22 protein-coding genes and 3 tRNA genes are annotated in these 19,088 nt (G+C 72.8%); 14 read left to right on the top strand and 11 right to left on the bottom strand.

Annotated features, from left to right (window positions below; genetic code table 11):
- From ACFYOS_RS16905 to ACFYOS_RS16895, 3 genes are all read right to left on the bottom strand, one after another.
- Positions 1 to 531: a GNAT family N-acetyltransferase gene (locus ACFYOS_RS16905; RefSeq protein WP_387141715.1), complete on the bottom strand. Its 531-nt coding sequence runs from the start codon at positions 529 to 531 to the stop codon at positions 1 to 3.
- A 66-nt stretch (positions 532 to 597) separates the two neighbouring features.
- A tRNA-Leu gene (locus tag ACFYOS_RS16900) sits at positions 598 to 681 on the bottom strand.
- Between the two features lie 451 nt (positions 682 to 1,132).
- Positions 1,133 to 1,291, bottom strand: a complete 159-nt coding sequence (locus ACFYOS_RS16895; protein ID WP_387141712.1) for a hypothetical protein — start codon at positions 1,289 to 1,291, stop codon at positions 1,133 to 1,135.
- A 19-nt stretch (positions 1,292 to 1,310) separates the two neighbouring features.
- On the opposite strand from ACFYOS_RS16895, the gene ACFYOS_RS16890 reads away from it, so the two are divergent.
- From ACFYOS_RS16890 to ACFYOS_RS16880, 3 genes are all read left to right on the top strand, one after another.
- Positions 1,311 to 1,541, top strand: a complete 231-nt coding sequence (locus ACFYOS_RS16890; RefSeq protein WP_387141711.1) for a hypothetical protein — start codon at positions 1,311 to 1,313, stop codon at positions 1,539 to 1,541.
- 96 nt (positions 1,542 to 1,637) lie between these two features.
- A complete protein-coding gene (locus ACFYOS_RS16885; protein WP_387141708.1) occupies positions 1,638 to 2,183 on the top strand; it encodes a SigE family RNA polymerase sigma factor in 546 nt (181 codons plus the stop codon).
- The gene (locus ACFYOS_RS16880) at positions 2,180 to 2,785 is read left to right on the top strand and encodes a hypothetical protein (protein ID WP_387141705.1); all 606 of its coding nucleotides are present in this window, start codon (positions 2,180 to 2,182) and stop codon (positions 2,783 to 2,785) included. Before ACFYOS_RS16885 ends, ACFYOS_RS16880 begins: the two co-directional genes overlap by 4 nt.
- 38 nt (positions 2,786 to 2,823) lie before the next feature.
- On the opposite strand, the gene bcp is transcribed toward ACFYOS_RS16880, so the two are convergent.
- Positions 2,824 to 3,294, bottom strand: coding sequence for a thioredoxin-dependent thiol peroxidase (gene bcp / locus ACFYOS_RS16875; RefSeq protein WP_387141702.1), 471 nt, complete (start codon positions 3,292 to 3,294; stop codon positions 2,824 to 2,826).
- Between the two features lie 121 nt (positions 3,295 to 3,415).
- Here bcp and ACFYOS_RS16870 point away from each other — a divergent pair, with 121 nt between their 5' ends.
- From ACFYOS_RS16870 to ACFYOS_RS16855, 4 genes are read left to right on the top strand one after another with little or no spacing between them, the layout of a single operon-like run.
- Entirely contained in the window at positions 3,416 to 4,135 is a 720-nt protein-coding gene (locus ACFYOS_RS16870; protein WP_387141699.1) for an energy-coupling factor ABC transporter permease, read from the top strand.
- Positions 4,132 to 4,539 (top strand): PDGLE domain-containing protein, encoded by a 408-nt coding sequence (locus tag ACFYOS_RS16865; protein WP_387141696.1) that lies wholly within the window; start codon positions 4,132 to 4,134, stop codon positions 4,537 to 4,539. The genes ACFYOS_RS16870 and ACFYOS_RS16865 overlap by 4 nt, the downstream gene beginning before the upstream one ends.
- Before the next feature lie 16 nt (positions 4,540 to 4,555).
- On the top strand, positions 4,556 to 5,326 hold the full coding sequence (gene cbiQ, locus ACFYOS_RS16860) for a cobalt ECF transporter T component CbiQ (RefSeq protein WP_387141693.1): 771 nt from the start codon (positions 4,556 to 4,558) through the stop codon (positions 5,324 to 5,326).
- The gene (locus ACFYOS_RS16855) at positions 5,323 to 6,096 is read left to right on the top strand and encodes an energy-coupling factor ABC transporter ATP-binding protein (RefSeq protein WP_387141690.1); all 774 of its coding nucleotides are present in this window, start codon (positions 5,323 to 5,325) and stop codon (positions 6,094 to 6,096) included. Before cbiQ ends, ACFYOS_RS16855 begins: the two co-directional genes overlap by 4 nt.
- 100 nt (positions 6,097 to 6,196) lie before the next feature.
- Here ACFYOS_RS16855 and ACFYOS_RS16850 read toward each other — a convergent pair whose 3' ends face one another.
- The 4 genes from ACFYOS_RS16850 to ACFYOS_RS16835 are packed head-to-tail and all read right to left on the bottom strand — an operon-like array spanning position 6,197 to position 9,156.
- Positions 6,197 to 7,309 (bottom strand): hypothetical protein, encoded by a 1,113-nt coding sequence (locus ACFYOS_RS16850; protein ID WP_387141687.1) that lies wholly within the window; start codon positions 7,307 to 7,309, stop codon positions 6,197 to 6,199.
- The gene (locus tag ACFYOS_RS16845) at positions 7,306 to 8,019 is read right to left on the bottom strand and encodes a DsbA family protein (RefSeq protein ID WP_387141684.1); all 714 of its coding nucleotides are present in this window, start codon (positions 8,017 to 8,019) and stop codon (positions 7,306 to 7,308) included. Before ACFYOS_RS16845 ends, ACFYOS_RS16850 begins: the two co-directional genes overlap by 4 nt.
- A complete protein-coding gene (locus tag ACFYOS_RS16840; RefSeq protein WP_387141681.1) occupies positions 8,012 to 8,530 on the bottom strand; it encodes a MauE/DoxX family redox-associated membrane protein in 519 nt (172 codons plus the stop codon). The genes ACFYOS_RS16845 and ACFYOS_RS16840 overlap by 8 nt, the downstream gene beginning before the upstream one ends.
- 38 nt (positions 8,531 to 8,568) lie before the next feature.
- Entirely contained in the window at positions 8,569 to 9,156 is a 588-nt protein-coding gene (locus ACFYOS_RS16835; protein ID WP_387141678.1) for a sigma-70 family RNA polymerase sigma factor, read from the bottom strand.
- A 108-nt stretch (positions 9,157 to 9,264) separates the two neighbouring features.
- Between ACFYOS_RS16835 and ACFYOS_RS16830 the strand changes: the two genes are divergently transcribed.
- From ACFYOS_RS16830 to ACFYOS_RS16815, 4 genes are all read left to right on the top strand, one after another.
- Entirely contained in the window at positions 9,265 to 9,909 is a 645-nt protein-coding gene (locus ACFYOS_RS16830; protein WP_387141675.1) for a zf-HC2 domain-containing protein, read from the top strand.
- Between the two features lie 44 nt (positions 9,910 to 9,953).
- The gene (locus tag ACFYOS_RS16825; protein ID WP_387141672.1) at positions 9,954 to 11,669 is read left to right on the top strand and encodes a copper resistance CopC/CopD family protein; all 1,716 of its coding nucleotides are present in this window, start codon (positions 9,954 to 9,956) and stop codon (positions 11,667 to 11,669) included.
- A gap of 18 nt (positions 11,670 to 11,687) precedes the next feature.
- Positions 11,688 to 12,413, top strand: coding sequence for a YcnI family protein (locus ACFYOS_RS16820; RefSeq protein ID WP_387141669.1), 726 nt, complete (start codon positions 11,688 to 11,690; stop codon positions 12,411 to 12,413).
- A 177-nt stretch (positions 12,414 to 12,590) separates the two neighbouring features.
- Positions 12,591 to 13,538 (top strand): hypothetical protein, encoded by a 948-nt coding sequence (locus ACFYOS_RS16815; RefSeq protein ID WP_387141666.1) that lies wholly within the window; start codon positions 12,591 to 12,593, stop codon positions 13,536 to 13,538.
- 155 nt (positions 13,539 to 13,693) lie between these two features.
- Here ACFYOS_RS16815 and ACFYOS_RS16810 read toward each other — a convergent pair whose 3' ends face one another.
- Positions 13,694 to 14,950, bottom strand: a complete 1,257-nt coding sequence (locus ACFYOS_RS16810) for a glycosyltransferase 87 family protein (RefSeq protein ID WP_387141663.1) — start codon at positions 14,948 to 14,950, stop codon at positions 13,694 to 13,696.
- 74 nt (positions 14,951 to 15,024) lie between these two features.
- On the opposite strand from ACFYOS_RS16810, the gene orn reads away from it, so the two are divergent.
- Positions 15,025 to 15,615, top strand: coding sequence for an oligoribonuclease (orn, locus tag ACFYOS_RS16805; protein ID WP_387141660.1), 591 nt, complete (start codon positions 15,025 to 15,027; stop codon positions 15,613 to 15,615).
- A 100-nt stretch (positions 15,616 to 15,715) separates the two neighbouring features.
- Positions 15,716 to 15,791: transfer RNA gene (locus ACFYOS_RS16800), tRNA-His, on the top strand.
- 100 nt (positions 15,792 to 15,891) lie between these two features.
- On the opposite strand, the gene ACFYOS_RS16795 is transcribed toward ACFYOS_RS16800, so the two are convergent.
- A complete protein-coding gene (locus ACFYOS_RS16795) occupies positions 15,892 to 17,190 on the bottom strand; it encodes an Ig-like domain-containing protein (protein WP_387141657.1) in 1,299 nt (432 codons plus the stop codon).
- 211 nt (positions 17,191 to 17,401) lie between these two features.
- Entirely contained in the window at positions 17,402 to 18,664 is a 1,263-nt protein-coding gene (locus ACFYOS_RS16790) for an Ig-like domain-containing protein (protein ID WP_387142026.1), read from the bottom strand.
- A gap of 186 nt (positions 18,665 to 18,850) precedes the next feature.
- On the opposite strand from ACFYOS_RS16790, the gene ACFYOS_RS16785 reads away from it, so the two are divergent.
- Positions 18,851 to 18,926 (top strand) — tRNA-Lys (locus ACFYOS_RS16785).
- Positions 18,927 to 19,088: the final 162 nt, after the last annotated feature.

Genomic DNA, 19,088 nt, shown 5'->3' with positions numbered 1-19,088 from the left:
TCAGGCCGCGGCGGTCGCCAGGTCGAGCCACATGAAGACCTCGTCCCGGTCGTCGCCGGGAGCGAGGCGCAGCGCGCGGGGCAGCCGGCCCACCTCCCGGTACCCGAGCCGGTCGTAGAACGACTCCAGCCCGAGGCCGCCGCGGAGCGTGACGTGCAGCGCGTCCAGGCCCAGCTCCCGGCCGATCCGCTCGGCCTCGCGCATCAGCGCGGCGCCGTTGCCCCGGCCCTGGGTGTCCGGGTGGACCATCACCCGCTTGAGCACCCGCCAGTGGGTCTTGAGGTGGAACCGGTTGTCCGCGATGACCAGGACGCCGACCAGGCGGTCCCCCTCGTAGCCGACCAGCAGCCGGTCCGGCCCGTCGGCGATCTCGGCGAAGGTCGCCTCGGCGACGGGACGGACCTCGGCCTCGGTCACCGGGGCCACGAAGCCGACCGCACCGCCGGCGTTGGTGACGTCCACCCAGAGGGCGACGATCTGCTCGCGCAGCTCGGGGGTGAGCACGGGGTCGAGGACGAAACGCAGGTTCACGCCCGCCATCCTCGGGGGACGGCGTGGCGTGATCCCATCTTCGTGACCTTCACGACACGGTTGCGGTGCGGGAGAGGGGAGTCGAACCCCCACGTCCTTTCGGACAATAGGACCTAAACCTATCGCGCCTGCCTATTACGCCACTCCCGCGGACGTGCTGAGTCTAGAGCGTCGGGCTTCCGGAGTGGTGAGCCCAGCCTCCCTCAGGATCAACAGAACGGTGCGATGACTGATCACGGAACCGCCGCCGGAGGCTTCGGCCAGGCCGTGTGCGACCCGCCGGGAGTCGAACTGATCAACGACGTGGCCAAATTCAGCCAAAGGTGGCCAGCCGGTACGGTGCCGGGGCACAGGGCTTGGGCGGTCCGCTGACGGCTGAGTTCGAGGTGGGCCGTCGGCACCGACCGGGCGAGCTCCGTGGCCACGGCCGGTGCTGGTCGGGGACCGGGGTGCGCCAACCGGAGCGGAATTTCTTGTCCGCGGGCGACAACCCTTCGGGGCCCCAGGGTCTGGACACCGGTATGACTCACCACACTGGATCACGGATTCTGATACCCGCTGCTCTTGTCGCGGTCACCGCAGTTGCCGGCTGCACCGCCGCTCAGCCCGTCGCCTCTGCGCCGTCCTCGGTCCCGGGTAGGGCGGCGCCCGGCTCGACCACGACCGTCCCGTCGCCGGTGGAGACGGCGACCATGCCTCGCCCCACCGAGGCGGCAACGCGGCCGACGGGTGAGCATCCCGACGGCGGCTGCCCCGTCACGGCGGCGACCCTGCAACGCGTGCCCGGTCTGTCGGACGGCTACCGGATCAGCCCGGCCACCGTGGAGTGCTGGAAGGGCTGGGCCACCGGCTGGGACCGGAATCAGCAAGGCGACGGCATGTATCTGTTCCGGTACAGCCCGGACCGCGGCTGGCGCATTCGCGGGCAGGGCAGCGCGTTCGACTGCGCGACGCTGGGCATTCCGAAGGATCCGGACGACCCGCCACCGTTCTGCTCGTACGGCAGCTAGTCGACCCGGAGTAGTTCAATGTCCGCGCGTGTTGTTCCGATGACGGGGGACCGCAGCGATGGTGGCCGAGCGGCGACGAATGGGGCTGGCCCGACGATGAGGACTCGTGTCAGACCGGAGGATCCGGTCGAGGCCGAGTTCTGCGCCTTCGTCCGGGCCCGGACTCCGGCGCTGCAGCGCACGGCGTTCCTGCTGACCGGCGATCGGCACCTGGCCGAGGACCTGGTGCAGGAAGCGCTGGCCCGCACCCATCGGGCGCTGCGTCGGCTGGCCGACGAAGGGCACGTCGAGGCGTACACCCGCACCGCGATGTACCACCTGCACATCCGCCGCTGGCGGCGGACCCGATTCGCCGAGAGCCTGCCCGGAGAACTGGCCGATCTGGCCCAGCCGGACAGTGATCACGCCGGTCGCACCGACCTGAAAGTTTCGCTGCACCGGGCCCTGGCCCAGCTCACCCGCCGCCAGCGCGCGGTGCTGGTGCTGCGCTTCTTCGAGGACCGCACCGAGGCCGAGGCTGCCGACCTGCTGTCCTGCTCGGTCGGCACGATCAAGAGCCAGACGAGCAAGGCGCTGGCGCGGCTGCGCACCATCGCGCCCGAGCTGCTGCCTGCGGCGGAGACGAAGGGGGCGACCCGATGACCGACGACTTCACCCGGCTGCGCGGCGCCATGACCAGTCTGGCGGAGCACGGCGGCAGCCCCGACCTGTACGAGCGCGCGCTGCACACGTCCCGCCGGTCGCGCCGGCGCAGCACCCTCGCCACCAGCGCCGCCGCGGCCGCCGGCGTGGTGGCGATCGTCACCGGCGCGGCGCTGTCGGGCGGCATCCCTGGCCCCACCCCGCCACCGGGCGCCCATTCACCGAATGTCATCCCCACCACCCCGCCCTCGCCGGAACCGACCTCCGGGTCACCGTCCCCGTCCCTTTCGACGGCAACGTCCCCATCACGGCCGGCCACGACGGCGACGAGTGAGCGTCCCGACGGCGGCTGCCCCGTCACGGCGGCGAGTCTGGATCGAGTGCCTGGTCTGTCGGACGGCTACCGGATCAGCCCGGACACCGTGGAGTGCTGGAAAGGCTGGGCCACCGGCTGGGACCGGAATCAGCAAGGCGACGGCATGTATCTGTTCCGGTACAGCCCGAGCCGCGGCTGGCGCATTCACGGGCAGGGCAGCGCGTTCGACTGCGCGACGCTGGGCATTCCGAAGGATCCGGACGACCCGCCACCGTTCTGCTCGTAGGGCGGCTGCACCCCGAGTAGCGGCGGCGTGCGACAGGCTCAGTCGAGGCCGAGGTCCCGGCGCAGCTTGGCGACGTGTCCGGTGGCCTTGACGTTGTAGAGCGCCCGCTCGATCTTGCCGTTCTCGTCGACGACGAAGGTCGAGCGGATCACGCCGGTCACGGTCTTGCCGTACATCTGCTTCTCGCCGTACGCGCCGTACGCGGTCAGCACGGCCTTGTCGGTGTCGCCGACCAGCGGGAAGGTGATGGCGTCCCGGTCGCGGAACTTGGCGAGCTTCTCCGGCTTGTCGGGGGAGATGCCCACCACCTCGTACCCGGCGGCCTGGAGCGAGGCGAGCGAGTCGCGGAAGTCGCAGGCCTGCTTGGTGCAGCCGGGCGTCATGGCGGCCGGGTAGGCGTAGAGGATGACCTTGCGGCCGCGCAGGTCGGCCAGGGAGAGGGTCCCGCCGTTGTCGGTGGGGAGAGTGAACTCGGGGGCGGGGTCGCCGGGGTTGAGGCGGTCGGTCATGGCCGAGACGATACCGCTGCCGGGCCCGGGGCGGCCGGTGATGACGCGCCATCGGGTGATGATCATCATGGCTTGTTGCAATGTATTGGCAACAACGACCTCCCACAAATAAGCTCATCGAGTGGAAACCCTGGCGATGCACATCTCGAACGGGATCATCGACGGTCCCGTCGCTGCGATCTTCGCGGCGCTCGCGGTCGCCGCGCTCACCTTCTGCGTGCTGCGCGGGCGGCGCGACCTCGACGACCGGCTGGCGCCGATGGCGGGCCTGGTCGCCGCCTTCATCTTCGCCGTGCAGATGCTCAACTTCCCGATCTTCACCGCCGGGGTCAGCGGCCACCTCCTCGGCGGCGCGCTCGCCGCGCTGCTGGTCGGCCCGTGGGTGGGGGCGCTCTGCGTCGCGGTGGTCCTGGTCGTGCAGGCCCTGGTCTTCGGTGACGGCGGGGTGGCCATGCTCGGTCTCAACATCACCAACATGGCGCTGCTCGGCACCGCCGCCGGGTACCTGCTGATCTCGCTGCTGCTGCGGGTGCTGCCGCGTACCCCGGCCGGTCTCGCCGTCACCGCCTTCGTCTCCGCGCTGGTCAGCGTGGTGGTCGCCAGCCAGGGCTTCGTCCTCGAGTACTGGCTGGGTGGCACCACCGATCTGGGCGGCAACCTGGCCGGGCTGGCCGGCACGATGGCCGGGGTTCACCTGCTCATCGGCATCGGCGAGGGCCTGATCACCGCGACCACCGTGGTCACCGTCGCGAAGGTCCGCCCCGACCTGGTGTACGCGCTGCGCGCGCTGAAGCCGGCCGCGCCGGCCCCCGTCGTCCCGGTCGCCGGAGGTGCCCGATGAGCAAGCGGTCCTGGCCCTTCCTCCTCGGTGGCCTGCTGGTCGCCCTGCTGCTGGCCGGCGTGGTGAGCAACTACGCCTCGTCCCACCCGGACGGGTTGGACTCGTCGCTGCTCAAGGGCTGCACGGTGAACGCCAAGGGGGAGATCACCGGCGGGAGCTGCCCGGCCCAGCAGGCCCGGCACCATGAGCTGGCCGACAGCCCGCTGGCCAACTACGGCATCCGTGGCATCGGCAACGGCTTCCTCTCCACCGGGCTCTCCGGGGTGCTCGGCGTGCTGATCACCTTCGCCCTCGGCGGCGGCCTGTTCTGGCTGGCCCGCCGCCGGGGCACCCCGTCCCAGGCCGGCCCGGTGCCGGGCGACGCCGCCGACGAGCCGGCGGCGCGCGCCGCCGGCGCCCGCTGAGGGAGGTACGCGGCCGATGGGTGCCGGGCATGCGCACGTGCTCTACCGCGAGTCCACCTCCCCGGTGCACCGCCTCGCGCCGGAGGTCAAGATCGCCGCGATGGTGCTGTTCACCGTCGCGGTGGTCGCCACGCCCCGCGAGGCGTACTGGGCCTTCGGCGGTTACGCCCTGCTGGTGGCGGTGGTGGCGGCGCTGGCCCGGGTCGGTCCGCGCTGGCTGCTCAGCCGGGCGCTGATCGAGCTGCCGTTCGTGCTCTTCGCCTTCGCGCTGCCGTTCTTCGGCACCGGCGAACGGGTGGCGGTGGTCGGGATGAGCCTGTCCGTGGACGGGCTGCACGGTGCGTGGAACATCCTGGCCAAGGGCACACTCGGCGTACTCGCGTCGCTCCTGCTGGCGGCGACCACGACGACGCGGGATCTGATCGTCGGCCTGGACCGGCTGCGCTGCCCGCAGGTCCTCACCCAGATCGCCACGTTCATGCTGCGCTACCTGGACGTGCTGGTGGGTGAGGCCCGGCGGATGCGGGTGGCCCGGGTGTCCCGGGGTGACGACCCGCGTTTCCTCTGGCAGCTGCGCGGTTTCGCCGCCGGGGTGGGTGCGCTCTTCCTGCGCGCCTTCGAGCGCGGCGAGCGGGTCTACCTGGCCATGGTGTCGCGCGGCTACTCCGGCCGGATGCCGGCGGTCTGGCAGGGCGCGGGCGCGGCCACCGCCGGCCAGTGGGCGGCCGCCGCGACCGTGCCGGCGATCGCCGCCACCATCGCCGCCGTCGCGCTCCTCCTGACATGATCGGGTACGTGCAGCCGCCTCCCTCGCTGGACGTCCGTGGCGTCCGGTACGCGTACCCGGACGGTCACGTCGCCCTGCACGGAGTGGACCTGACCGTGTCGCGCGGCGACCGGGTGGCGCTGCTCGGGCCGAACGGCGCCGGCAAGACCACGCTGGTGCTGCATCTCAACGGCATCCTCACGCCGACCGGGGGGACGGTCAGCGTCGGTGACCTGACCGTCAGCCGGGACCGGGACACCCTGGCGGAGATCCGTCGCCGGGTGGGCATCGTCTTCCAGGATCCCGACGACCAGCTCTTCCTGCCCACCGTGGCGGAGGACGTCGCGTTCGGCCCGGCGAACCTGGGGTTGCGCGGGGCGGAGCTGGCCGCCCGGGTCGACGAGGCCCTCGCCGCGGTGGGGATGAGCGAGCACCGGGACCGGGCGCCGCACCACCTGTCCTTCGGCCAGCGCCGGCGGGTGGCGGTGGCCACCGTGCTCGCCATGCACCCGGAGATCCTGGTCCTCGACGAGCCGTCGTCGAATCTCGACCCGGCCGCCCGGCGGGAGCTGGCGGAGATCCTGCGCGGCCTGCCGGTGACCCTGCTGATGGTCACCCACGACCTGCCGTACGCGGCGGAACTCTGCACCCGCTCGGTGATCCTGGACGCCGGCCGCATCGTCGCCGACGCCCCCACGGTGGAGGTCCTCACCGACGAGGCGTTGCTGGCGAAGCACCGCCTCGAACTCCCCTACGGTTTCAACCCCCGCACCGCCCCCCGCCCCTCCTGACCGACCTCGGGCGTTGCACGAGCTGCGCAATATCCGGGAAGCAGCGTTCCTTCCAAGATCCAGCGTGATCATGGACGGGCCGGCGGGCGCGGGGCGCTCGTCAGCGGCGGGCGGGCGTCGCGGGGATGGAGCGTGGGTGGCGGGGTGTGTGCCGCGCGGCGCGGGCGGCGCTGTGCAGGCGGAGGAGGCCGGCGGCGACCGCGCCGGCGCCGGTGGCCAGGGCGAGCGTGACCAGGGTCCGGGCCAGGGCCGCCGGCCCGGACATCGGGACCACCGATCGGGACAGCACGGCCGGGTTCGCCGCCCCGGCGAAGAGCACCAGGCACGCCCCGGCCAGGGCGAGCGTGAAGTCGGCGGCCTCCCGCCGGGCCAGCGCGTACCCGCCGGCGGCGATCGCGCCGAGCCCGGTGAGCAGTGCCCACGTCTGACCGGTCAGCAGCCCGAGGAGCAGCCCGCCGACGCCCTCGGCGCCGGCGTCCAGCGTCCGGCCGATCGTGAACGCCACGGTGGCCAGCCCGCCGAGGGCGAGCAGGGCGCCGACCCCGCGCAGCGCGCGGACGCCGGCCGCGGTGCCGGCCGGGACCAGCCCGGCCGCGCCGATCAGCAGGAAGCCGAGCGTGGCGGTCACCCACCACGGGTAGGCGTCCGGCGGCGGCACCCAGTCCAGGGTGCCGCGTACCTCGATCGACTGGTCCCCGGCGCGCAGCGGCACCACCCAGTCGCGGACCCGCTGCTCGCGGGACGGGTCGGCGCTGACCTGCGGCGGCGGCCCGGACTCCAGCCAGAGCGTCCGCTGGTCGTGCCAGCGGGCCGACGGGCCGTCCGAGATCCGCTGCCAGACCGGCGTCGCCGCCGGGTCGGCCTCGGGGGAGAGTTGGGTGTCGCCGGCGATGGTCCGGTTCAGGTACGTGGCGGGGGAGCGGGTGTTCTCGTACACCCCGCCCGGGCCGATCCGCAGGTAGGGCTCCCCGGAGTAGCCGAGCACCTCGACGTCCTGACCGGTGGTGTTGGTGAGCTCCAGCCGGCCGCCCGCCTCGACCATCCGGGCGGTGAGGCCGGGCCGGGCGGGGCTGACCGCGGTGGCCTCGGCCCGGTAGTTGGTGCCGTCGGGGGCGTCCGCTCCGTGCGCGGCGGCCGGGGTGGCCAGGGCGAGGAGGGCGGCGAGCGCGGCGGTGACGACCAGCCCCGCCCGCCGCAGCGGTACCCGGATCACTTGCCCGCCGCCACGGCCGCCTTGATCCCGTCGGGGGTGCGGTCCTGGACTTCCTTGCCGTTGACCTTGATGGTCGGGGTGCCGGTGACACCCGACTTGCTGGCGTCGTCGGTGACGTGCTCGGTCCACGACGTGTACGTGCCGTCCTTGACGCACGAACCGAAGCTGTCGCGGTCCAGCCCGACGCCCACCCCGACGTCGATCAGCTCGTCGTTGCTCAGCCCGGCGCTGCCCTCCGGCGGCTGCTTGGCGAAGAGCGCGTCGGTGAACTCCCGGAACTTGCCGCCCTTCGAGGCGCAGCCGGAGGCGGCCGAGGCGCGGGTGGAGTACTGGGTGGTGGAGAAGCGGTTCAGGAAGGCGACCGGGTGGAAGACCACCCGCACCTTGTCCTCCTTGACCAACTGGTTGATGGTTGGGCCGCTGGTCTCCTGGAACTGCTTGCAGACCGGACAGAGGTAGTCCTCGTACAGGTCGATGGTGACCGGGCCGGTGCCGGCGACGATGCCGGTGCCGCCGGCGCTGGCGCCGGGCGGGGCGGTGAAGGTCTTCGACTTCTGGCTGGAGTAGACGGTCCAGCCGATCAGCCCGGCGATCACCAGCGCCGCCACCGCGGCGATCGAGGTGATGATCGTGCGGGTGCGCCGCTTCTCCCGGGCGATCTGCTCGCGGACCACCCGGGCCGCGTCCTTCCGCCCCTTGCGACTACTCATCCTCACCCTCCACGGATGGTTCGCCCGCCAGCCAGCCGTCCACCGAGAACGGGGTGCGGGGCCAGCTCAGCAGGAATCCGGCCAATACCAGAAATCCCAGGTCCCGGAGGATCTCCGGGAGATAGCTCGGGGCCTGGCCGGCGGCGAGTTGGCCGCCGCTGCCGAAGCACCCGCAGTCGATGGCCAGGCCGCGCGCCCAGGCCGAGGCGATGCCGGTGATGAAGACCACCAGCAGCGCCGTCGAGACGCCGGCGGCCACCCGGGTGGCCAGCCCGATCAGCAGGAGTACGCCGAGCGCCAACTCCACGAAGGGCAGCGCCGCGCCGATCACGGCCGCCACGTCGTACGGCATCAGCTGGTAGGCGTTGACCGCCCGGCCGGAGGCGCCCAGGTCGGCGACCTTGCTGCCACCGGCGACCAACCAGACGGCGGCCAGCCCGAGCCGGGCGGCGACGCCCAGCCAGGGCCGGAGGGTGACCCAGCGGGCGGCGGGGATCCGAGGTGTGCTCACGGTCATTGGTCGCCTGGACTCCGTGGATGGTTCCATCGTCAACCGGTCAGCGCGTCGCCGGCGGCGTCGACCAGGTCGCCGCGGGCCCGGGCGACCCGGGAGCGGATGGTGCCCACCGGCACCCCCTCCACCGCGGCGGCCTCGGCGTACGACAGGCCGAGCAGCTGGGTGAGCACGAACGCGGCGCGCCGGTCGGCGGGGAGCCGGCTGACCAGGTCGGTGGCGCCGAGCTGCCCGGCCGGGTCGGGGTACGGCCGATCGGTGGCCGCGTGCGCGGCGAGCCGCTGGTCGAGCCGCCGGCGGCGGACCACGGTGCGCAGGTGGTCGGCGCAGGCCCGCCGGGCGATGCCGAGCAGCCAGGTACGCGCGCTCGACCGCCCCTCGAACCCGGGCAGCGCGCGGAAGGCCCGCAGGTACGTCTCCTGGGTCAGGTCGTCCGCGCTGTCCGGATCGACCAGGGCGGCGGCGAAGCGCCACACCTCGGCCTGGGTGGCCCGGACGAAGGCGGCCTGGGCGGTCGGGTCGCCGTCCCGGGCGGCCAGCGCCCAGTGTGTCGCGTGGTCCCGCGCAGCGTCTGGCCCCGCCGTACGGCGGTCGGCGGAGGTGTCGCGCGGGGCGGGGATCACGTCAGACGAGGTTACGCGGCGTAGCGGTGCGGGACAGGGTCCTTCGGCCCATTCCATGACTCCGGCCACGCCGGGAACTTTTCCCGCCCGCCCTCCGACTACCCCGGCATGACGTGCGACGACGTACGCGTGGCGCTGTCCGCGCGGCTGGACGGCGAGGATCCGCAGGCGCCGGCCGCCGTGCTGGACGCGCACACCGCGTCCTGCCCGGGCTGCCGCTCCTGGCTGGCGTCCGCCGAGCGGGTGACCCGGCTCACCCGGGTGCGGGCGGTGGACGTACCCGACCTGACCGCTCCGGTGCTCGCGGCCGTCGCGGCGGACCGGGCGGCGGCGCGGGACGGCGCGGCGGCGACCGTGCGGGCGCGGCGCCAGGTGCTCCGGGTGGCCGTGGCGGTGGCCGCCGTGGCGCAGCTCGCCGTCGCGCTGCCGATCCTGCTGGCCGGGCTGGGCGTCGAGGCCGACCCGCACACCAGCCGGGAGATGGCCTCCTTCGACGCGGCGCTCGCCGTCGGGTTCGCCCTGGCGGCCTGGCGGCCCGAGCGGGCCCGGGCGTTCCTGCCGGTGGCGCTGGTGCTGGCGGTCTGCCTGGCCGCAACCAGCGTGGTGGACGTGGCCGCCTCGACCACCGCCGTGGTGCACGAGCTGGGCCACCTGGCCGCTGTGGTGCAGGCCGGCCTGCTCTGGGCGCTGGGCCGGGTCAGTGGGGAGCCGGAGCGCCGGCTGCCCGCCGCGTTCGCCGCGGGACGCGGATGAGGCCGGGTCGCCGTTCGCGGGTCGGTTCGGGAAGCATGATGGTCATGACTGCTGCCGTACGCCGCCGGCCCGGGGCCGCCGCCGACCGCCGCCGGGCCCACCTGCAGGCCGCCGCCGACCGTCGTTGGGCCGCCCGGCTGGGTACCGCCGCCGGCCTGCTGGTCACCCTCGTCGCCCTGCTCCTCGGCCCGGCCACCCCGGCCAGCGCCCACGCGGTGCTGGTGAGCACCAGCCCGACCGCCTCCGCGGTGGTGCCGAACGCGCCCGCCGAGGTGGTGCTGACCTTCAGCGAGGGGGTCCGCAAGGTTCCGGGCAAGATCCGGGTGATCGCTCCCGACGGCTCCCGGGCCGATCGGGGTGAGCCGACGTTCAAGGGCGCGGTGGTGACCATCCCGGTGGACTCCGCCGGCGCGCGTGGCACCTACCTGGTGAGTTACCGGGTGATCTCGGCCGACAGCCACCCGGTCTCCGGGGCGTTCACCTACTCGGTGGGTGCGCCGTCGACGCCGCCGACCGACACCGGTACGGACACCCGCGCCGACCCGGTGGTGGAGAACGCCGTCAAGGTGGCGAAGTACCTCGGCTACGTGGGCCTGCTGCTGCTGGTCGGCCCGGCCCTGGTGCTGGCCGCGCTCTGGCCGCGCCGGCTGTCCCGGCGCGGGCCGGCCCGGCTGGCCTGGTCCGGCCTGGGCGTGCTGGTCGTGGCCACCCTCGCCGAGCTGTGGTTGCAGGTGCCCTACACGAACGGCGGCGGCCTGTTCGACGTGACCGGCTCCGGTCTCGGCGACGTGTTCGGCAGCGCGTACGGCACCGCGCACCTGGTCCGGCTCGGTCTGCTCGCCGCGGCGGCGTTCCTGCTCCGGCCGCTCTTCGCCGGGCCGGTGGGCCGCACCGACGGGATCATCCTGGCCATCCTCGGCGGCGCGACGCTGTTCACCTGGCCGCTGGCCGGCCACCCGGCGGCCTCCCCGGCGCCGGCGGTGTCGGTGGTGGTGGACGCGGTGCACCTGGGCAGCATGGCCGTCTGGTTGGGCGGCCTGGTGATGCTCGCGGCCTTCCTGCTGCGCCGGGCCGACGAGCGGGAGCTGGACGCGATCCTGCCGATCTGGTCCCGCTGGGCGGCCCTGGCGGTCGCGGCGCTGCTGCTCGCCGGCACGGTGCAGGGGCTGATCGAGGTGGCCAGCCCGAAGGCGCTGATCGACACCACCTACGGGCAGTTGCTGCTCGCCAAGATCGTGCTGTTCGCGCTGGTGATCGGGGTGGCTGCGTACTCCCGGTCGCTGGTGCGGCGACGGCGGGCCGCGGGCCGGCCGGGGGTGATGCGCCGGGCGGTGGTGGCGGAGTTGCTGATCACCGCGGTGGTGCTCGGCGTCTCGGCCACCCTGGTGCAGACCACCCCCGCGCGGACCGCCTCCGCCAACGTGGCCGGCACGCCCGCCGGCTACTTCTCCACGACGCTGTCCAGCCCGCTCTACTCGCTCCAGGTGGAGCTGGACCCGGCCGAGCGCGGCAACAACTCGATGCACCTCTACGCGTACACGAAGGACAACCGGCCCCAGCCGGTCAAGGAGTGGAAGGCCACGGCCGCGCTGCCGTCGGCCGGCATCGAGCCGATCGAGATCCCGCTGCTGCCGCTGACCGACAACCACGCCACCGGTGAGATCAACCTGCCGGCGGCGGGGCAGTGGCAGCTTCGCTTCACCGTCCGCACGTCGGACATCGACCAGGCCACGGTGACCGCCACTGTGCCCATCAAGTAACGGAAGGCTCTCCGATCCATGATCCGATTCCGGCGCCCCGCAACCGCTGCGGCGCTCACTCTCGCCGCCGTCGCCGCGGCCGTGCTCGGCCTCGCCGGGCCCGCCTCGGCGCACGTCACGATCAACCCGAAGGAGGCGACCCAGGACGGCTACGGCCGGTTCGCCTTCCGGGTGCCGAACGAGAGCGACACGGCGTCGACCACCAAGGTCGAGGTGGTGCTGCCGGAGAACGCGCCGGTCGGTTCCGTCTCCACGATGCCGGTCGCCGGGTGGACCGTGGCGGTGGAGAAGCGCAAGGTCGACCCGCCGATCGACGTGCACGGCAGTCAGCTCACCGAGGCGGTGTCCAAGTTGACCTGGACCGCGCCCGCCGGTGGCGGGGTCAAGCCGGGCGAGTTCCAGGAGTTCCCGGTGTCGATGGGTCCGCTGCCCCAGGTCGACAGGATGGTGTTCAAGGTCCTCCAGACCTACTCGGACGGCAACGTGTCCCGGTGGATCGAGGAGCCGACGCCGGGCGCGGCGGAGCCGGAGAACCCGGCGCCGGTGCTCACGCTGACCGCCGCTTCGGCCTCCGCCTCGCCGGCCGCGAGCGCCCCGGCGGCCGCGTCGGGCGGTGACGACGACTCCGACTCCGGCGCGGCCACGGCCCTCGGGGTGGCCGGTCTGGTCGCCGGCCTGGCCGGCCTGGTCCTCGGTGGGCTGGCCTTCCTGCGTACCCGCCGGGAGCCCACGCCGAAGTCCTGACCTGCGTCTGTGCCGCCGGCCCGTCGGATCTTCCGGCGGGCCGGCGTGCGTTCCGCGGTCCTTCAGTGGCTTGCCGTGGATATCCGGTGATTGTGCGGTTCCCGTCGGTAAGGTCGGCCGGGTAATTGGCTACCGAGGGGGACGACGCGAATGCGGTTCGTGCGAACGATCGCCGGCATGCTGCTCTTGGCCGTGGGAATTCCGGTGCTGCTGGCCGGCGTCGGCCTCTGGGCCGCCGCCCGGCACGCCGACCCGGATGGCGGCTTCGGCGCCCGCTTCGAGACGGTCCGCACCTCGGGGCGGGCCGTGGTGGTCACCGATGTCGACCACCTGCTCCGCGCCGAGGCGCCCTTCGCCCGGACCGGGCAGGCCCGGCTGCGGCTGACCGCGCGCACCGTCGACGGCCCCGCCTTCCTCGGCCTGGCCCCCACCGACCAGGTGGGACGCTGGCTGGCCGAGACCCCGCACGCCACCGTCCGCCGGGTCGCCCTCGCCCGCGGCCCGCTGCCGGTGCGCGTGGAGCCGGCCGGCCCGGCCACCGCCGGCACCGCCGCGCCCGTCCCACTCGGCCAGGGCTTCTGGGTACGTGAGGGGATCGGCGCCCTGGAGTGGAGCCCGGCCGAGCTGGCCGACCGGTCGCTGAGCCTGGTGGTGATGCGGCCGGACGGGCGGGCCGACCTGGCCCTGGAGCTGCGGGCCGAACTGCGGGCCGGATGGTTCCCGGGTGCGGCCTGGGCGTTGCTCGCCGGCGGGTTGCTGCTGGTTGCCCTCGCCGTGGTGGTGCTGCTCCGCCCCGTGCGGCCGCGGGAGGTGGTCTTCGTCGTCGAGCCCGACCAGGTGCCGGTGCTCGCCGGCCGGCTCGGGGTGAGCTCGCTCAGCGGGCTGGGCGCGCGGCCGGAGCCGTCGCCCCTGCCCGAGCGGCAGCTGGTCTCCGTCGGATCGGCGCACGGCGGGCGCACCCGGGTGGCGATCGGGCCGGTGCCGAGCCGCCGCCCGGAGACCCTGGCCGACCTGCCGGACGGCGCGGCCTGGTCATGGCCGCCGGCCACCATCGCCGAGGCGCCCCGTCCGTCGCTGGTGGACGGTGTGGCGCGACCGACCTCGGCGGGCGACGCCGACGCCTGACGTCCCGCCGAACGGCGAGCGGCCCTCCGCGCTGCCGACGCGGAGGGCCACCGTCACCGGGGGATCGGTGCTACCTGGGAGAAACTTGAGGTAGTTGGGACCAGATTAGCGCTGAAACACGCGCGGACGCGAGATCTGTCCATTTGGTGCAACTTTTACGGGGCGGTGGTGCTGTCCGTCCTGGCCCGCCTGGTCGGCACCGCCACCAGCAGCAACAGACTGAGCAGCACGTACGCGTTGCGAGCGACGAACTCACCGAGGCTGTCCGTCCGCGCCGGAGCGACGCCCCAGTCCTGGAAGGTCACCACCCCGTAGATGATCACGAACGCGGTGCCGATCGCGAGGGTGAGCAGCCAGCGGCGCCGGCGGGCGCCCCGCACCGTGCGCGGATCGGCGTCCAGGGTGGCGTCGACCAGCACCACCACCGCCGGGATGAACCAGTAGAGGTGGTGGGTCCAGGTGATCGGGCTGACCAGCCCGCCGACCAGGCCGGTCAGGGTGAGCCCGGCCAGCCCGTCCCCGGCCCGCGCGGCCCGGGCCGCCCGCCACAGCCCGTACGCGGTGACCGCCAGGACCAGCAGCAGCCAGGGCAGCTGGCTGGGCTTCTCCGGGGCGGTGATCCGGCTGAGCAGGCCGAACAGCGACTGGTTCCCGGTGTAGTCGGTCCGCCCCACCCGGTCCGTCGCCCACAGCTCGTGGGTCCAGAACCGCCACGAGTCGGCTGGCGCGACCGCCGCGGCCAGCAGGGTGGCGACCGTCGCGGTCGCCGAGGCGACCACCGCCGCCCGCCAGCGTCGGGTGGCCAGCAGGTAGAGGATGAAGATGCCGGGAAAGAGCTTCAGCGCCGTCGCCAGGCCCACGCCCACCCCGGCCCAGCGCCGCCCCCCGGGTACGGCGAACAGCAGGTCGGCCACGATCAGCACCACCAGCAGCATGTTGATCTGGCCGAAGGTGAGCGTTTCCCGGGTGCTCTCCACGGCGAAGACCAGCAGCACGGCCACCGTGAGGGTGAACAGCCGGGGCAGGTCGTGCCGCTCGATCACCGGGGTCACCAGCCACCGGGTCGTCACCACCACGCCGAGCGCGGTCAGCACCGTGAAGATCGCCACGGTGGCGCCGAGCGGCAGCAGGGCGAACGGGCGCAGCAGCAGCGCCGTGAAGGGCGGGTAGGTGAAGTAGAGCGCGCCCTGCACCCGGTCGGGCTGGACGTAGTCGTACAGCGGGTGGCCGGCCGACCACCAGTCCATCGCCCGCATGTAGATCTTCAGGTCGAAGAAGTCGTGCACCCGGCCGGGCAGGTAGAGCGCCGGCAGCACCGCCGCGAGCGCCACCATCGCGACGAGCCGACGGACCGTACGGCCGCCCGGGTCGTCCTCGGTGACGGCGGGCGGTGCGACGGGTTCGGCTGGCACGGGGGAAACCCTAACGGTCCAGCCGGGCCATGGGGCCGAGGCGCGGGCAGGTCGGCGGCGCGTAGTCTGGTTCGGTGGCTGATCTTCTCGTCTGGATCGACTGTGAGATGACCGGGTTGGACCTCGGCCGGGATGCGCTGATCGAGGTCGCCGCGCTCGTCACCGACCCCGATCTGAACGTGCTCGGAGAGGGCGTCGACGTGGTCATCCACGCCGACGAGGCGGCGCTGGACGGGATGCCGGAGATCGTGCGGACGATGCACGCCAAGTCCGGGCTCACCGACGAGGTCCGCCGCTCCACGGTCACCCTGGCCGAGGCCGAGGACATGGTGCTCGACTACGTCAGCAACCACGTCAAGGATCCGCGCACCGCGCCGCTGTGCGGCAACTCGATCGCCACCGACCGCGGCTTCATCGCCCGAGACATGCCGCGCCTCGACGCGCATCTGCACTACCGCATGATCGACGTCTCCTCGATCAAGGAGCTCTGCCGCCGCTGGTATCCCCGGGTGTACTTCGGCCAGCCGCAGAAGGGGCTGGCCCACCGGGCTCTCGCCGACATCCGGGAGAGCATCCGGGAGCTGGAGTACTACCGGCGGACGATCTTCGTCCCGCTGCCCGGCCCGGACGTGGAGAGCGCCAAGGCGATCGCCGCCCAGCTCTGAGCCCCACCGGCCGGCGGGCCGGAACCCGGTGGACGGGGCCGGCAGGGATGTGGCTATTATTAGTCCGCGCCCCGCCGGGTAGACCGGCGCGGAGAGCATGGTGGCTGTAGCTCAGTTGGCAGAGCACCGGGTTGTGGTCCCGGTTGTCGTGGGTTCAATTCCCATCAGTCACCCCAGTCACGGAAGCCCCCTCCCTCGGGAGGGGGCTTCCGGCGTTTCCGGGCCGAAACGGGAGGAGTCCTCTCCGGGGAGAGGACTCCTGACGGGTACCGCCGGTCAGGGGGTCGGCTCGACGCTCGGCTCGTCGGTCGCGCCCGGGCTGGCCTCGTCGCCCGGTTGCGCCGGCGGCTCGTACGGCAGGGCACTGCCCTTGACGTACTCGTCCCAGCTCATGTTCCAGTCGGTCCAGCCGTTGCCGTCCTGGATCCTGCGCTCGGTGCCCTTCACCGTGATCGGGTCGCCGATCCGGGTGTTCGCGAAGAGCCAGGCGCCGTCCTTCATCGAGACGTTCACGCAGCCGTGCGAGACATTGACCTTGCCCTGCACGCCCTCCGACCAGGGTGCGGCGTGGATGAACTCGCCGCCCCAGGTCAGCCGCTGGGCGAAGTCGATTTTGGTCCGGTAGCCGTCCTCCGGGCCCAGTTCCTCCATGGTGTCGAAGACCGTCTTGCGGAGTTTCTCGATCACCACCATGGTGCCGCTGGACGACGGGGTGGTCTTCTTACCGAGGCTCACCAGGATGGTCTTGATGACCCGGCCGTCCTTGGTGACCGTCATCTTCTTGGTGCGGTTCTCGACGGTCATGACGAACGACGGGCCGATCTTGATGTCGACGGTCAGGTCGGAGCGGCCGTACCAGTCGTCGCCGAGCGGGAGCCCGCCGGCCTGCACCCGGTAGGTCACCGTGGTGTTGGCCTTCCAGAACTCCTTCGGCCGATAGCGCACCTCGGTCGGGCTCGCCCAGTGCCAGATGCCCTCCTGGGCCGGCTTGGCGGTGACCGTCATCCGCCGCTGGATGTCGTCGCGGTGGTCCTCCGGGATGGCCCGGCTGAACCTCACGATCAGCGGCATGCCCACCCCGACGACCTGGTTGTCGGCGAGGAAGCTGCTGATCCGGACCTGCTTGGCGGGCTTGGCCATGGTGGTGAAGGTGCTGGTCGCCGTCGCCGGCTTGCCGTCGTCGCCGGTCGCCGTCACCGTCGCGGTGTACGTCTCGCCGTACGCCAGGGCGCCCGCGGGGAGCCAGCTCTTCCCGTCCTCCGCGAGCTGGCCCTCGACGGCCTTGCCGGCGGAGTCCTTGAGCTCGACGGTGGTCTCCTTCGCCTCCTTCGTGGTGAAGGCGATGGCGGTGGAGGCGGGCACGTCCTTGGCGTCGGCCGTGGGCTCGCTGATGGTGGCCGCCGCCTTCGGGGCGCTCTCCCCGCCGCCCTGCCAGCTCGGCCCCTTGTCGCCGCCGCTGGTACAGGCGGAGGTCAGCGCCATCGCGGCGGCGAGCACCGCGGCCGCCAACACCCGGCGTCTCCCGCCGCGCCGGGCGGCGCCGGCCCGGATCAGCCCATCCTGGCTAGCTTGCATGATTCCCTCACAGTCGTGGTCCCCAGTCCCATCGTTCCCTACAGACGCACGGGTACGAATACCCGTTGCAGGAAGTGAACCGAAACACGCCGCCCGCGATGTAACGATTCTGGTAGCTTGCGGCGCTCTGCGGGGGGCACGTCTCTGCTCCGCCCGCCGTGACGTGGGCGGACCGGCCCCGAGGCCGCCCGGGGCGCACGGTCCGCCAGGCTCAGAAGGCCGGTCCGGCGCCGCCCGCGGGCACCGGTAGAGCGCTGCCGGCGACGAACTCCGACCAGCTCATGTTCCACGCCGTCCAGCCGTTCCCCGGTACCAGTTTCCGCTCGGTGCCCCGGACGGTGATCGGGTCGCCGACCAGGGTCCGGCCGAAGAGCCATCGGCCGTTGGCCATCGAGACGTTCACGCAGCCGTGCGAGACGTTGCGCCGCCCCTGCACCCCCTCCGACCAGGGCGCGGCGTGGATGTACTCGCCACCCCAGGTCAACCGCTGGGCGAAGTCGATCTCCACGAGGTACTGGTTGTCCGGGTCCGGCTCGTCCCGAGTGTCGAAGACCGTCTGCTCCTTCTTCTCCATCACCACCATGGTGCCGCTGGAGGAGGGGGTGCTCTTCTTGCCGAGACTGACCGGCAGGGTGCGGACGAGGCTGCCGTTCTCGTACACGGTCATCTGCTTGGTCGCGTTGTCGACCTTCATCTCGAAGGAGCGGCCGATCTTCGCGGTCGCGCTCCGGTCGACGTTGCCGTAGCGGCCGTTGCTCAGCGGGATGCCGGCCAGGGCCAGCCGCACCGTGATGGTGGTGCCCGGCTGCCAGTACTCCGGCGCCCGGTAGTAGGCCTGCGTGCCGTTGTAGAGCCAGTGCCAGGCGCCCGGCTGCGGCGGGTCGGTCTGCACGAACATCCGCTTCTGCACCGCGGCCCGGTCCTTCTTCGGAATGCCCGGCGAGAACTCGGCCACCACCGGCATCGCCACGCCGTACGTCTTGCCGGTGAACAGGTAGAGGCCGGAGCCGATCATCGACTTCGGCTTGGCCATCGTGGTGAAGGTGCTGGTGCCCTGGTGGGTCCGGCCGTCCGTGCCGGCCCCGCTCACGGTGGCGGTGTAGCGGGTGGCGTACTTCAGCGGGGCCGACGGCACCCAGGACGAGCCGTCGCGGCGCATCCGACCCTCGACCGCCTTGCCGTTCGCGGCGGTGAGGACGACCTTCGACACCTTCCCGCCGCCGGGGATGTGCGCGCTGATCTCGGTGCTGACCGGCCGGCCGGCCGACCGGTCCGCCGGGCTCACCCGCAGCGGCGACAGCGCCGGCTGCGTCGGATCATCCGTGGTGCCCGCCGACGCGGTCGCCGTCGGCTCGCCCTGCACACCGGCGACGAACGCCGGCTTCTTCTGGTCGTCGCCGCAGCCGGTCAGTGTGAGCGACGCTGTGAGGACCAGGGCGCCCACCATCGCCCCGGCCCGCGCGAACCTGCCCATCCCCACCCCGTTCTCGCATGCCTGGCGCACATCGTGCCGCATCCCCGCCGTCACCTCCGGCCCCTCGGCCAGAGAAATGGGCATTTTGAGAGGTCCCGTCCGTAAAGCTCGGCCGAAGAGGGGAGCCGGGGATCGGATTGGAACCCGGGTCGAGGGCCGTGCTACTGTTCTCCCCGTTGCCAGCGAGCGCCGCTAGCTCAACTGGCAGAGCAGCGGACTCTTAATCCGCGGGTTCGGGGTTCGAGTCCCTGGCGGCGCACCAGCAGGAACACCTCAGGCCCGATCCTCGTGGATCGGGCCTGACCGCTTTCTCGACCCATCGTCAGCGCTGTGGCCCCCAGTTGGCCTGTCTCGGTCGGACACCCGCGCACCCCGTCCCGGGACTGCTTCGGCTATGGTGCCCGGACCGAGGGCGCGAGAGGAC

Origin of the sequence: Micromonospora sp. NPDC005806 (assembly GCF_042871425.1) — a bacterium.
In the GTDB taxonomy this organism is placed as follows: Bacteria; Actinomycetota; Actinomycetes; order Mycobacteriales; family Micromonosporaceae; genus Micromonospora.
This window is presented reverse-complemented; position numbering and strand designations above follow the sequence as displayed.

What these genes read in the sequence shown, in the direction of transcription:
- ACFYOS_RS16820 (WP_387141669.1), top strand. Translation starts at nt 11,688, where the DNA reads ATGATCCGATTCCGGCGCCCCGCAACCGCTGCGGCGCTCACTCTCGCC.
- ACFYOS_RS16790 (WP_387142026.1), bottom strand. Translation starts at nt 18,664, where the DNA reads ATGGGCAGGTTCGCGCGGGCCGGGGCGATGGTGGGCGCCCTGGTCCTC.
- ACFYOS_RS16845 (WP_387141684.1), bottom strand. Translation starts at nt 8,019, where the DNA reads ATGAGTAGTCGCAAGGGGCGGAAGGACGCGGCCCGGGTGGTCCGCGAG.
- ACFYOS_RS16825 (WP_387141672.1), top strand. Translation starts at nt 9,954, where the DNA reads ATGACTGCTGCCGTACGCCGCCGGCCCGGGGCCGCCGCCGACCGCCGC.
- ACFYOS_RS16865 (WP_387141696.1), top strand. Translation starts at nt 4,132, where the DNA reads ATGAGCAAGCGGTCCTGGCCCTTCCTCCTCGGTGGCCTGCTGGTCGCC.
- cbiQ (WP_387141693.1), top strand. Translation starts at nt 4,556, where the DNA reads ATGGGTGCCGGGCATGCGCACGTGCTCTACCGCGAGTCCACCTCCCCG.
- ACFYOS_RS16815 (WP_387141666.1), top strand. Translation starts at nt 12,591, where the DNA reads ATGCTGCTCTTGGCCGTGGGAATTCCGGTGCTGCTGGCCGGCGTCGGC.
- ACFYOS_RS16855 (WP_387141690.1), top strand. Translation starts at nt 5,323, where the DNA reads ATGATCGGGTACGTGCAGCCGCCTCCCTCGCTGGACGTCCGTGGCGTC.
- ACFYOS_RS16885 (WP_387141708.1), top strand. Translation starts at nt 1,638, where the DNA reads ATGAGGACTCGTGTCAGACCGGAGGATCCGGTCGAGGCCGAGTTCTGC.
- bcp (WP_387141702.1), bottom strand. Translation starts at nt 3,294, where the DNA reads ATGACCGACCGCCTCAACCCCGGCGACCCCGCCCCCGAGTTCACTCTC.
- ACFYOS_RS16880 (WP_387141705.1), top strand. Translation starts at nt 2,180, where the DNA reads ATGACCGACGACTTCACCCGGCTGCGCGGCGCCATGACCAGTCTGGCG.
- ACFYOS_RS16830 (WP_387141675.1), top strand. Translation starts at nt 9,265, where the DNA reads ATGACGTGCGACGACGTACGCGTGGCGCTGTCCGCGCGGCTGGACGGC.
- ACFYOS_RS16795 (WP_387141657.1), bottom strand. Translation starts at nt 17,190, where the DNA reads ATGCAAGCTAGCCAGGATGGGCTGATCCGGGCCGGCGCCGCCCGGCGC.